We start from the raw sequence: 12919 nt of genomic DNA on the forward strand, positions 1-12919 counted from the left end.
ATCTTGGGGATGATGAGGCTGTCCTGGACATGCTACGCGCATCATATGAGGCGGAAACGCCCGAATGGACTGTGCAAGCCAGATTCCGCGCCGCGCAGGCGCAACTCGATGCGAAGTCGAAGGCTGAGGTAGAGCTTTTGCTCATGCAGGCTCGGACTGCTCTCGATCCGAGCATAGATGTCCAGGTAGCTCTCAACGACCTCCAAGCCCGTTTTCCGAACGACGAACTTATTAACGAGGCCGTACACCTGAACTCGAATACCGAATGACTGGAAACGTAATGGTGATCAATCACAAGCGACGGGGCGAAGCACAGAGCGCTCCTAGCCTGCATCTGAGAGACATGCCCATCGCGCACTTGTATGTACGCTATCAAAGGATAGCGCGGAACCTGCCGAGACGGATCCGCTGGCTTGCTTTGATATTCGCGCCAACGAGCACGAGTTTCACCGTCTTCACCGCTGGCCTACTGAATGTTGCAGGGGCTCTGATGATTACGGCAGGTATCGGCCGGGTAACGTCAGGTGAGAGGACCCCAGGCAGTGCTATTTGGTTACTCATCTTCGCTTTCCTGGCTGAAAGCCTAGGGTACTGGGTGAAGGAACGCCAAGAGCTTATTCTCACAATCGCGGTTCGACAGCTCACATACCGCCGTTTCCGGGACATCTTTAGTAGGTCATCCCATCCGCCGGAAGCTCACGGGCATGTTCTCACATACCCAGGACAGATCAGCCAGTTTGCCTTCGTTGTTGATTTCGCCGTTTCAACCGTTCAGATTATTGCCTTTCTCGCGGCTTCGCTCGCGCTATATGGTGCAAGCGGCGCCATCGCTGCGTTGCTCATCACTGGATTGGTATTCGTCAGCGTCCGTCTCATCAACTTGGTGGGCCGACTATGGGAACAGTACGTCGCTCTAGAGGGAGAGCGTAGGCAGTGGATCCAGCGTGTAGCAAACGCGCTGCCTCGAGGGCAAAGCATCCCCAGCTGGGGTACCGCCCTGGATAAGGTCGCTAGCATCCGAAACACCGAAGAGCAGCTTCTGCACAGACGAGTCCCGTTGCAGATCCTGAATGGATTCCTTGAACGGGGAGCACTAACTGCGGTGCTCGCTGTGGTTGCGGTTCTCGGCGCGTGGCTCTGGCCATCCGCTCATTTCGGTATTGGAATTATTTTGGCAGCCCGCTACCTGTACGCAGCGGTGCAGAACAACATCGTAAACTATCGGGTTATTCGGCTCGCTGTGCCAATGATGCGTGAGCTCGACAAGCTCGAGTCGTCTCCAAATTGCACGGTTAAACAGCAGGACTTGGTGGGGCAGCCTTCAAATTCTAGAGAGGTGCTTGCAGCTACGTCTGAGCGCGCTGAAGCATTGCGCACATCCGTGACCACCCCCGATTCCGCTTTCGTACCACGCAACCCGGAAATATCCCATTCGGTGTTGTCAGCGTGGCGAGCTTCTGCTTCGCCACATCAGGTATCCCGGTTCACTAGCCTCGCTTTAGGTATGGGGCTCAGTGAGGATGTGATCGGGCGGTTCTGGCAAGACGCAACAACCTTGTCGTCAGGAGAGAGACACCGTGCTGCTGTCGCTATCGTTTTGGCAGACAAACCGGACTGGCTAATTTTGGACGATACGTTCGCAGCGCTTGATCCTGTAACACGAGAAGTGGTTGCCGAGAGGATCTTAGAGTGCGTGCCAACGTGCACACTTCTGGCAAGCTCGGAGGAGTACGTACCGAGTGCCTTCACCCCCGGCAATGATGCGAGGGTAGACCCTCTTGAGTTGCAGGCTCATAGCCCCGGGGCAGCTAAGGAGGCAGATGCTGGTTCGACGGATGTGAGCGAGGGACAGGACCTTCCTGACCCTGAGCCGAAGCGTGCCACATTCCGACGATCGGCCCTGTTGTTGTTTGGACCGCATTTGGTGTGGATTACGTGTGGCGCCCTACTCTTGAGCGGATCCGAAGTTGCTTTTGCAATGACGATTGCTCACAGTGATGGGCTGTCTGCTCAGGTTGCTGGAGTGTCAGCTGCTTGCGCACTGGCAGCAATTGTTGGGTCCGTCATGTTCTTTGGCCCGCTCTACTGGGCTCCCATCGCTAGGCTGAGCGATTTGCACGACCGGGTTATACGCAGGCTCGATCGATTCGCTACTCCTAGAACAAGCGGTGCGGTCATGGGGCGGATGGGTGAAGACTTCTCCGACCTTCAGATGTCGGTGCCTAGCGCCCTGGGTTCGGTATTTATGGTCATTCTACAGACCTTTATGCTCATCGGAGGCGCGGTGGCCGGCGCCCCGCTGTTCATGATTGCTGTGTTGGCGGTAGCACCCCTAGCGATGCTTGCTATGCGTCAGGGTTCAAAGTGGATTCTCCCTGCCTCGACGACGGCTGCCAATCGCCGAGGTGACTTCATCGGGGTGGCTGGTGCCCAGGCTGGCTTACACGCTGCGCCCGTCAGTGCAGGGCTGCGTCGGGCTGGAGAAGAAGCCTACGCTCATTCGGAGGCTGCATACGTCAGCAGCTCGATTCAGCTGGCGAACGCCTACGCACTGCGTACGGGACTGATTCAGTCGCTTGTGTTGTCACTGAATGTTTCTGCAGTGGTATTGGCACTGATGGTCGAAGAATCGAACTCAGTGGTTACTCCCGCGGTCGTAATATATTTTGCAGTAACTCTGTCATCTGGCATCCAATCTACGGTGGAGACGCTGCAACAGGTTGGTGTAGTCAGCTTGACTGCGGAGCGTGTTCGGATGCTTGAAGAGTACCGGGCCGACCGTTCTTATCCGCCCGTGCGGTCTGCTGACCTGGCTCTGCTTGAGAGTGTTCTTGACTCTGGGTGTTCTATGGTTGCCTTGATTGGACCAACTGGCGCGGGCAAGTCCGTCATGCTTGATGCTCTATACCGCCGGTATCCCCAAGGCGAAGTGGTAATCGTACCGGATATCGATCCGTTCGCATCTGAAGCATCGAATTCGAGCGGGCTCATGCTTGCGCGTTCCGTGTTACGTGAAGGCGCTGCCCGGCTTGTGTTGCTTGATGAGACCTTGAAGAGTCTCACTCCGTCAGAGGAGCGCACTGAGCTCGAATCGATGGCGTGCGCTATCGAGGGCAGTGACAAGCAGGTTGTGATTGTCCTTCACTCGCGCTCTAACCTTGATTGCTTCAAAGAAGTGGTGAATTTAGATGCGTGAGCTGACCCAAGTACTACGTTTTTCTCCAAGAACTATCGAGGACGAAATGCGAATCTATAGGGCCAAACCTATAGCCTGGACCGATTCGTCGGTGGCACTTCTGAACGAGTACGGCGCCACACTGTGCACACCTGACCGCGAGGCGACACCGCTGGACTTACCCGCCGTTGATGACGACGAAGAATAGCCCACGAGCATAAGAAACAGGGGAGGGGCCGCACCAGAGTGCGTCCCCTCCCCTGAGCTGTAGTTAAACAGAAAAGGCACCCTCAACGGGTGCCTTATGTGTCAGGAGCGGTAAGTTCGGCCGGAGTCCTCCAGCTTGCCCCTTAGAGCCTTCATCCCTGGGCCCGTAGGCGGTAATCCGTCGTTTTATCCTGACAACCCCCACTATACGGAGGTTATACCTACCCCGCAACCGTTTCAGTCATGCGCGGTCGGAGTCAGGCTCGGCGCACAAAAAAGGCACCCGCTGAGGGTGCCTTATGCGCAAGGTCCGTAGCTTCGACCAGGATCCACCGGTACACCCCGCTACGGCTCACCCGTTATACCTCATTGCCTTGCAGCAACTACGTCAGGGATCTTGCTTTACCTTGCTAACCCCAACTATACCTAAGCTCTGAAAACACCACCAGTAATTAGGTCATACCTTAACCTATCCTCCAGGCGTTCTCTCCACCCCACCAAACCCCCGCCTCCTGCCCCTCGATGTCACCCCTAGTAAAAACCCCCCGTTAAAAACACGGTCGGGGCCGTCTCGCACGCAGGCTCGAAAAGTGCGAGAATGGAGCAGAAAAGAAAACTACGAAAGAAGATACTTTCATGCTTATTCTCGTTGTGAACGCCGGTTCTTCCTCCCTGAAGTACCAGGTGCGTGACACCTCCCTGCCCGAGGCAGAGCAGATGCTGATCTCCGGCCTCGTCGAAAACATCGGCACCGACGTGCCCAACCACGAAGTCGCATTCGATATCATGTCCGAGAAGCTTGAGCCCGTCCTGCACGGCCGTGAGCTGCAGGCAGTCGGCCACCGCGTGGTGCAGGGTGCAGAGAAGTTCACCCACCCCACCCTGCTGACCGAGGAAGTTGTCCAGCAGATCGACGACCTCTCCCCGCTGGCACCGCTGCACAACCCCGCACACGCTCAGGGCATGCGCGCAGCAATGCACAAGTGGCCCTCCCTGCCGCAGGTCGCTATCTTCGACACCGCGTTCCACTCCACCATGCCCGAAGAAGCATGGCGCTACGCAATCCCCTACGACCTGGCTGACAAGTACAGCATCCGCCGCTACGGCTTCCACGGCACCAGCCACGAGTACGTCTCCCACGTTGCAGCTGACATGCTCGGCATTGCACGCGACGAGTTCAACGGCATTGTCGCACACCTCGGTAACGGCGCGTCCGTGACCGCTGTGAAGGGCGGCAAGTCCGTCGACACCTCCATGGGCTACACCCCCCTGGCCGGCCTGATCATGGGTACCCGCTCCGGCGACATCGACCCCTCGGCACTGACCACCATCCTGTCCCGTGAAGGCATTGACGGTGAACGCCTGGACACCATCCTGAACAAGGAGTCCGGCCTGCTCGCACTGGCTGGCTCCAACGACATGCGTAAGGTCGTTGAGGCTGCACAGTCCGGCGACGAGCGTGCACAGCTCGCACTGGACATGACCTCCTACCGCCTGATGAAGTACATTGGCGGCTACAACCTGGTTGTCGGCGGCGCGCAGGCACTGATCTTCACCGCAGGTATCGGTGAGAACTCCGGCGACTTCCGCAAGCTGGTCCTGGACCGCCTCGGCGCTCTCGGCATCAAGTACAACGAGGAGGAGAACGCTAAGCGTTCCCCCGAGCCGCGCGTGATTTCCACCGAGGATTCCGCTATCAAGGTGCTGGTCATCCCCACCAACGAGGAGAAGGCTATCGCTGAGGCTACCGAGGAACTCGTCAAGAGCCTCTAAGCCCCACGCACCCCGCCGTGTAGGCGGCTCAGCGTAACGTTATCCGCCGCGGCACCCGTCCTGTACGGGTGTTGCGGCGGATTTCTTATGCCCGCAAGGCTGCGCGCCTCTGAGTCTCTGCACTGAGCACCGCTGCACTGCGCGCCCCGGCACTGCGCATTCCGATGCGGTGTATTCCGGCGCTGTGCATTTCGATGCTGTGGCGTACTGTAGCGTCGCGAATGGGCATTCTATGAGAAAAAGCGCATTCACATTCACTAGTAAGTGCCCAAAAACGATAGAGTGGAATCAGATAACACTCGATACGAAGCGGACGAGACATGACTCAACCCCCTGAAAACCACCAGCAGCCCGGCGGACAGTTCAACGCCCAGCCCGGCCAGCAGGCATTCCACGCCCCCGGTGAGCCCCTCCCGCAGGACCTCTCCGCCGGCTGGCTCCCCGAAGACGAGCGCCAGAAGCCGGTCAGCCCCCTGCCCCAGCCGAAGCTCTTCGCCTACCAGTCGATGCTGCCGCCGAAGGTGCTGCACGCGCTGCGTCACCCCTCCGAAATTCCGTGGCTGGTCGCCGCCTACGCGGTCACCGCGGTCGGCTACATTGTGCTGTTCATGGCGCTGGCTGACCTGTTCAGCTCGATGATGCGTTACGTCTTCAGCTCAACCGGTGAAGGCTCGGTTCGAGTACCTTCCGGCAGCACCTCCGCGAGCCTGGAAGACCTGATTTTCCAGACGGTTGGCCTGCTCATCCTGGGCCCGATTGCCATCTTTATCGTTCGTGCAATCTACTACGCGCAGCAGCGTGTTCGCGGTGTGCGCATCACCCCGACCCAGTTCCCTGAGGCGTACCAGATGCTCGCCGAAGCAGCGGAGGCGGCGGGTCTGCGCCGCGTGCCGGACGCGTACGTCATCCTCGGTAACGGCGTGATGAATGCTTTCGCGGCAGGTCACGGCTTCCGCCGCTACATCTGCCTGTACTCTGACCTGTTCGAGATCGGTGGTAAGTCCCGTGATCCGGAGGCGCTGCGCTTCATCATTGGCCACGAGGTGGGCCACATCGCCGCAGGTCACGTCGGTTATTTCCGTCTGATTTTCACTACGCTGTTCAACCAGATTCCGGTGCTGTCGAGTGCGCTGTCCCGCTCGCAGGAATACACCGCCGACAACTTCGGCTACCGCTTCTGCCCCGAGGGCGCTGAGGGTGCCGTCAAGGTGCTTGCGGCAGGTAAGTACCTGAACAAGCAGGTCAACTTCGATGAGCTTGCCGACCGTGCCGTGACCGACCGCGGTCTTGCCGTCTGGTACGTGAACCTGCTGGCAAGCCACCCCATCCTCACGTGGCGTGCGCACGCGCTGCGTGACCGCACCCAGCCGGGCCGCCTGTTCTGGCGCCCGACGGAGAACCCGGTCAAGGATGCCGCACCGCGCGTTCCTGTGCTGATTCCGGCGTCTGAGCCGGTGCACATGTGGCCTGACCCGATTCAGTCCACCGAGTTCATGCGTGAGCACCAGGACACCTGGGCTGACCACACCCTGGAAACCGTGGACGTGTACTCCAAGCCCGAGAACGCCCCCGAGTTCGATGCGAACTCTACGCTGTTCGCTGGCTGGCTCACCGAGCAGGCTCGTGCCTTCCACGGCCAGCGTTGGGATGCGTACGCTGCCGCCGGTGGCGTGCCGGCACCGGGTGCTCCCGGTGGCCCGCAGATGCCCGCACCGGGTCAGCCCGCCTACGGTCAGCAGCCTGGCTTCGGTCAGCCTGCCGCAGGCCAGCCTGCCGCAGGCCAGAACGGTGCAACCCAGAACGGTGCAGGCCAGTCCGCCCCTGAGCAGCCCTCTAATGGCCAGCCTGCTCCTGAGCAGTACGGTTACGGCCAGTACGGCAACAACTCCTCTGAGGGTGGCTCGTACGGTTACGGCTTCGACGGTGATAAGAAGTAGCCGCTGAGCCTACTCTGAACGTCTCATCTGAGCCGCACAGCTCAATAACCTTCACGAACCCGCCGGGGTGCTAACGCACTCCGGCGGGTTCGGCTGTTAACCGCCTCCTGCACACTCCTAAGCTCTCCCTGCGTGACCCCCAGGTGAGAAGGTGCGCCCGCCACGGCATCCGCTGCATGCCGCAGGCATAGAATGGACAGCATGCTTTCATCACTTCGCTCTATCAAGCTCGACCCGCTGCTGACCATGCTCATTAGCGCGGTCATCCTCGCAATTATTGTGCCGGCGCGCGGCGACTTCGCCGAATGGTTCAGCACCGGAACGAAGTTCGCGGTCGCCCTGCTGTTCTACCTGTACGGCGCTCGCCTCTCCACCGCGGAGGCTATTCGCGGCCTGACCCACTGGCGTCTGCACCTGATGATTCTCAGCTGCACGTTCGTGCTGTTCCCGCTGGTCGGTTTGGCGCTTTCACCACTGCGTTTTGTGCTCGGCGATGGGCTGTACATGGGCATCCTGTTCTTGACCTTTGTGCCCTCGACCGTGCAGGCGTCGATTGCGTTCACCTCGATTGCGGGTGGTAACGTGGCGGCGGCGATTGTGAGCGCTTCGCTCTCTTCGATTGTGGGCGTGGTGGCGACCCCGCTGCTCGCCATGCTACTGATGAACACGGGCCATATTGAGTTCTCTGGAACGGTCTTCCTGGATATCGCCATTCAGCTGTTCCTGCCGTTCGTGCTCGGTCAGCTGACGCGCCGCTGGGTGGGGGAGTTCGCTAAGAAGCCGACGACCAAGTGGCTGGATAAGTTCTCGGTCATGATGATTGTGTATTCGGCGTTTTCCGCTTCGGTGGTGCAGGGCGTGTGGACGCGCGTGGCGTGGTGGCAGATTGTGCTGCTGGTCGTGCTCATGGCGATTATTGTGGTGTTTATGCTGTGGCTGACTGACCAGTTGGCTAAGCGCCTGGGCTTCAACCGTGCCGACCGTATTACGATTCAGTTCTGCGGTTCGAAGAAGTCGCTGGCGGCTGGCCTGCCGATGGCGATTATTATTTTTGGTGCGGGCTCGCTGGGCCTGATGATGCTGCCGATCATGATTTTCCATCAGGTTCAGTTGATGATTTGTACCTGGCTTGCGGGCCGCTATGCGCGCCTGGATGTGGTGGGTGCAGCCTCCGCAAAGGAAGTTCAGTAGGGGCTTGAACCCTATCTGCCGGGGTGCTCGGCGGGTGCTATTGGGGGCCTCTGAGTCTGTGAGATAAGCCTCTGATGAGGGGTTTTAATGGGGGACTTTGGGCCGTATCAATCGGTTTATGAAGTGATGTGGCGCGCACTGCCAAAAATTCCCTGACTAGTGCATTTGTGTGCAAAATGTGGTATTTGTACTGGTCAGTTGGGTTTTTGTGGGGTATGTGCACTCCACTGCATAAAAGTGACCGAGGAGACAATCAACACTATCGGGCGTTGAGCGGCGAAAAAGCCCCAAATTTGCCCTAGAATGTTTTGTCGTGGGTTAGACAGATTCGCATCCTGTATGCAAGAATTTATGACTCACATGGGAACGGTTGAGATTCACTCCCTCACACCGCCCACGAGCGTTGATGCAGCGGATTCACTCCCCGCCCGCATCCCACATCGGAAGAGATTCACTCACTCAACCGGAAGGAAGCTCAAAACCATTTATTCACTCAAACACAACTGGATACACTCAGCTTAATGACGCGCTTAGATTCTATCTATGCGCTAATCGCTGTTTGTATCCGCCAAGAAAGAGGACACTCCATGGCTACCATCATGAGCGTGAACGTATGCGATTCCAAGTACAACGCTGACCCCACCGGCGTACGAGATTCCACTAGTGCTATCCAGAAGGCTATCGATGATGTTGCTGCGCAGGGCGGCGGCTCCGTGGAGATTCCCGGCGGCATGTACCGCGTCTCCTACCCCTTCATCGAAATGAAGCACCGCGTCGAGATTTTCGGCCACGGTCAGGCAACCCGAATCGTCGCTTTCACCGACAAGAGCATCCCGTCGTCTAAGAACGGTAGCTACGAATGCACCGGCGTTTTCCACACCGGTAGCTACACCACCCCCATGAGCGGTGGCACCAACCAGAACAAGCCCATGCGTATGGGCGTGCGTGACCTGTTCATCCGCACCAACAAGTACAACCTGCCGCTGGATTCTAAGAGCAACCAGATTTTCCTGGAGAAGCACACCCAGCCCGTTGACAACGTTGCAGGCGTCATCTTCCACACTCGCATTGCGGATGCTAACCCCGGTGAGCCGGACGCAGTGCCCACCCTGTCCAACATCGAAATCTGGGACACCGCTATCGGCGTTGCGATCCTGGGTCTGGACGACCAGGGCATGAAGATTGACAAGATCCGCATCCGCCAGACCCTGCGTCAGGGCCTGCTGGTCGGCAAGCCTGTCGGCCACCCGCTGCGCCGCCGTGAGGGTGACACCCCCGGCGCGGCAGATAACAAGTTCTCCATGATTGACGTCTCTGACGCAAACATGAGCTTCGGCACCTACGCGGGTATCGAGATTTACACTTCTCAGTCCAAGTTCGAGGCGTCCACCAGCTGGTTCAACAAGCGCAACATGGGTAAGAACGCCCTGTACGAGGTGAAGACCCGCCACGTGGGTGCGGGCTGGTTCATTCAGGGCACCCGCAACATGTTCATTGGCTGCACCGCCCAGGAGAACGCCGGTCACGGCTGGCTCGTGGAGTGGGGTAACAACCAGTTCATTGGCTGCCTGGGTGAGTCTTCCAGCTTCCAGGATGCTGTTACCGGCGCTGCCCGAGGTGACGAGGCGGCGAACTGGTACATTGGCCGTAACGCACGCGGTAGCCGTTTTGTGGCTCCTCGTTCGCACAACCCTTACAGCTGGGCGAAGGCTTCCCTGTACGGTTTCTACATTGAGAACAACATTCGCGATATGCACATTACGACTGCGTCCGCGAAGGATGACCGTATTGGTGAGAACAACATGGTCGGCCGCCGTGTTCACGTGACCGGCGCTATGGGCGATAACGTGCTCATTGAGGTGGATCATATTCGCCACGCGACTTTCGCGCCGAAGCAGCTGGAGAAGCGCGGCAACGGCGTGTTCATGGGCTAACCCTCACGGGTTAGGCTCTGCGGGCTGAGGCTCGTAATCACAAAATCTTAAAACGCATACGCTTGAGGGGCGGGGAGTAATCCCCGCCCCTCAAGCATTATTGCTGGTCCTGTAATAGGTTATTTTTCAGACTGAGCGCGGCGTGCCGACGGTCGGTTATACGCCACAACTACGGCGAAGATAAAGAGCGTCAAGAGAATAAGCGTCACCACCACGGGCGCAGGATTTACCATGCTCATTTGCATGCGAACTCCTCCGTCCGGGACCGCCTCTGATTGCAAGCGTATCGTGCCAAAGAACGCCTCTCCCATAGAGCTATTCTCGCCTAGGCTAAAGAGCGTATAGATGGTGCTTCCGATGACTACCGCTACAGTGGCTACTGCAGCAGTAGCAAGCGAAGAAATACTATAGGTGAACCATTTCATGGCGCACTCCTTTTTCATTGCGGGAAATTCCCAAGACACTAAAGAACACGGCGAATCCAAGAAGCACCGCAATAATGGTCACGTTAACCTCCGTCGGGAGCCCAAACATATTCAGACCCACAGCAAAAGTTGCAACGACCGATAGCAGAAGAATCACACCAATAACCACAGAGAATGGGTTTCCCTTTTCTGGCGGGAAGATAATACCCACGAGATTAGTCATGACGATGGACATCAGCCCAAATCCAAAAACACTCAAGATAGCTGATAGCTGACCCCCTTGCGCTAGATAAACCGTTCCAAGAACTGCACCTAGCGCAAGCATGATAGTTGCCTGCGAACCGATCAGCTGAAGGTAAAACACACCTGCCGATTGGCGGAACGGAGTAAGGCGACGCAGGGGTTCAGAAGATGCGTACGCGTAGATTCCCAAGAAAGCCGGGAGCATAATGTACGCCGGAGGCGCATTCCAACTCTTCCAAGGAATTGCGAAAGCTGCCACCACAGCAGATACCAGCACAAACTGGTTCTCGAAGCTACGGAACTGCATCAGCACCAAAGTGCCCAATCGAGTACTCGCAAGACTTCCAGGTAGCGCAAGGAAGTAGCTCCTGAGCGGGGTGTAGTCCTTCGGCGCAATTGCTATAGCTAAAGCTAGTAGCAGTCCACATACTCCTAGCAAGGCGAGTACAGCACCCGCTGCTCCTAGTACCCCTCCGATAGCTTCCTCAATACGGAGAAACGCCAGCTGGGGCACCCATGGGGCAGTATCTTCAAGCAAACGAATCCGCATGTACTCCACACTTTGGTCACGCATCATGCTAAATGCAATAGCCATAAGACCCACAAGAAGAGCAGGAATCACAAGACCGCGCAAACGTGCCATTCCCACGAGGGCAAGGAGTCGCTCTACTCCCAAATGAATTACTAGCAGGATCAGGTAAGTAACAAGAGCTGGTGACACAACACCCAACAGGAAGAGCTCCGCAGCTTTCCACCCCACGACAATGCTACAAGCAATAGCCAGCGCACTTGAAAGAGCAATAGTAGCTGTTCCGACAAGAAGCATCTCGAATACAACACTCGCAATCAGGCGTTCCTTATTGGTCGCGGGAAGAGTGTATGTCAGTTCTGTTAGCTCATCTGCTTTCAGGAATAGGATTCGCACAATTGTGTAAAATGCGGCAACCCAAAAAACAGATGAGATACCCATTCCTTCCAGAATCGGCGCTATTATTTCCGGGTTATTAAATGTTTGCCTAACAACACTGATACTCAGCAGAACATATCCTGCGTATAGTGCTAAGACACCAAAAAACGCGGTGTAACGAATTGGTCGATTTGCCAGAACTCCCCTTCCTAAAACACGGCGGCGCAGGAAGAGGAAATAAAAATGGACGAGCTGATGAACCGCACTGAACCTCATAGGTCCCCCTCGATTTCATCCACAGTTTTTCGGACCATAGCATCGAGAGTTCCATAGCGTTCTAGAAGAACATCGGTAGCGTCGTCCTCGAGCACTACTCCGCGGTGGAGGAAGGTAACACGGTCTGCGCACCTTTCTAGAAGCGTGAAGTCGTGGCTGCACAGCAGGATTCCGCATCCTTCATTGCGTAATGTACGCATATCGCGTTCAAAGGTGTAAATTGCATCGATGTCGATTCCGTTAAGCGTCTCATCAATGAGAGTGAGAGGTCGACGCAATAGCAACGCTGCAATGAGCTGAGTTTTCTTGCGCATACCGTGGGAGTAATCTTCCATCAGGTCGTGCTGTCGACCTATCATCTGGTAACGCTTAAAGTACTCCTCTACAGCATTCTCATCCACTTTCTCCTTGTACAGAGAGTGGATAAAACGCAGGTATTCCAGACCGGTCAGAAATTCCGGCAGGTAGTCGTTGCTTGCCAGGTACATCAAGGAGGTGCGAGCAGCAAGGCTCTGGTGTTCATGACCGCTAATCTGAATATTGCCCTTCTTGGAGTGTAGAAGGTTACTTATCAGTTTCATGAGCGTGGATTTTCCAGAGCCGTTAGGTCCAATCAATCCATGAATCTCTCCGGAAGAGACTTGGAGCTGAACGTCGGTGAGGGCGGGTTTCCCAGCCCCGTACGCGTAGGTAATATCGTGCGCGTCAAGAAGCATTTTTGTCACACCCTTCGTTGTGTGTTGATCAGAAATTATTCGGTGATTGCCAAGTTATGCCGGGGTGCTCAATGCGCCTGCGGTCGTGCAATCAACGATGCCCGCACGGAACCTGAACAGTGGATGCTGTCGACA

8 protein-coding genes are annotated in these 12919 nt (G+C 56.9%); 5 read left to right on the forward strand and 3 right to left on the reverse strand.

Annotated elements, in window-relative coordinates; all coding sequences use genetic code 11:
- Nucleotides 1-265: 265 nt before the first annotated feature.
- The 5 genes from RQ593_RS00140 to RQ593_RS00160 all read left to right on the forward strand — a co-directional run bounded on the left by RQ593_RS00140 (nucleotide 266) and on the right by RQ593_RS00160 (nucleotide 10217).
- Nucleotides 266-3196 carry a hypothetical protein gene (locus RQ593_RS00140; protein WP_311449468.1) on the forward strand — a complete coding sequence of 977 codons (2931 nt, stop codon included), beginning with the start codon at nucleotides 266-268 and terminating at the stop codon, nucleotides 3194-3196.
- Between the two features lie 822 nt (nucleotides 3197-4018).
- On the forward strand, nucleotides 4019-5155 hold the full coding sequence (locus RQ593_RS00145) for an acetate kinase (protein ID WP_311449469.1): 1137 nt from the start codon (nucleotides 4019-4021) through the stop codon (nucleotides 5153-5155).
- Nucleotides 5156-5475: 320 nt separating this feature from the next.
- Nucleotides 5476-7092, forward strand: coding sequence for a M48 family metallopeptidase (locus RQ593_RS00150; protein ID WP_049354057.1), 1617 nt, complete (start codon nucleotides 5476-5478; stop codon nucleotides 7090-7092).
- Nucleotides 7093-7284: 192 nt separating this feature from the next.
- Entirely contained in the window at nucleotides 7285-8283 is a 999-nt protein-coding gene (locus RQ593_RS00155) for a bile acid:sodium symporter family protein (RefSeq protein ID WP_371326370.1), read from the forward strand.
- A 587-nt stretch (nucleotides 8284-8870) separates the two neighbouring features.
- Nucleotides 8871-10217: a glycosyl hydrolase family 28-related protein gene (locus RQ593_RS00160; RefSeq protein ID WP_311449470.1), complete on the forward strand. Its 1347-nt coding sequence runs from the start codon at nucleotides 8871-8873 to the stop codon at nucleotides 10215-10217.
- Nucleotides 10218-10336: 119 nt separating this feature from the next.
- Here the strand turns inward: RQ593_RS00160 and RQ593_RS00165 are convergent, their stop codons facing one another.
- From RQ593_RS00165 to RQ593_RS00175, 3 genes are read right to left on the reverse strand one after another with little or no spacing between them, the layout of a single operon-like run.
- Nucleotides 10337-10642 (reverse strand): hypothetical protein, encoded by a 306-nt coding sequence (locus RQ593_RS00165; protein WP_303978687.1) that lies wholly within the window; start codon nucleotides 10640-10642, stop codon nucleotides 10337-10339.
- Nucleotides 10623-12068 (reverse strand): hypothetical protein, encoded by a 1446-nt coding sequence (locus RQ593_RS00170; RefSeq protein ID WP_311449471.1) that lies wholly within the window; start codon nucleotides 12066-12068, stop codon nucleotides 10623-10625. The genes RQ593_RS00165 and RQ593_RS00170 overlap by 20 nt, the downstream gene beginning before the upstream one ends.
- A complete protein-coding gene (locus RQ593_RS00175; protein WP_311449472.1) occupies nucleotides 12065-12784 on the reverse strand; it encodes an ABC transporter ATP-binding protein in 720 nt (239 codons plus the stop codon). The genes RQ593_RS00170 and RQ593_RS00175 overlap by 4 nt, the downstream gene beginning before the upstream one ends.
- Nucleotides 12785-12919: the final 135 nt, after the last annotated feature.

It is taken from the genome of uncultured Rothia sp. (assembly GCF_963507905.1).
Lineage (GTDB): Bacteria > Actinomycetota > Actinomycetes > Actinomycetales > Micrococcaceae > Rothia.

What these genes read in the sequence shown, in the direction of transcription:
- RQ593_RS00140 (WP_311449468.1), top strand. Translation starts at nt 266, where the DNA reads ATGACTGGAAACGTAATGGTGATCAATCACAAGCGACGGGGCGAAGCA.
- RQ593_RS00145 (WP_311449469.1), top strand. Translation starts at nt 4,019, where the DNA reads ATGCTTATTCTCGTTGTGAACGCCGGTTCTTCCTCCCTGAAGTACCAG.
- RQ593_RS00150 (WP_049354057.1), top strand. Translation starts at nt 5,476, where the DNA reads ATGACTCAACCCCCTGAAAACCACCAGCAGCCCGGCGGACAGTTCAAC.
- RQ593_RS00155 (WP_371326370.1), top strand. Translation starts at nt 7,285, where the DNA reads ATGGACAGCATGCTTTCATCACTTCGCTCTATCAAGCTCGACCCGCTG.
- RQ593_RS00160 (WP_311449470.1), top strand. Translation starts at nt 8,871, where the DNA reads ATGGCTACCATCATGAGCGTGAACGTATGCGATTCCAAGTACAACGCT.
- RQ593_RS00165 (WP_303978687.1), bottom strand. Translation starts at nt 10,642, where the DNA reads ATGAAATGGTTCACCTATAGTATTTCTTCGCTTGCTACTGCTGCAGTA.
- RQ593_RS00170 (WP_311449471.1), bottom strand. Translation starts at nt 12,068, where the DNA reads ATGAGGTTCAGTGCGGTTCATCAGCTCGTCCATTTTTATTTCCTCTTC.
- RQ593_RS00175 (WP_311449472.1), bottom strand. Translation starts at nt 12,784, where the DNA reads ATGCTTCTTGACGCGCACGATATTACCTACGCGTACGGGGCTGGGAAA.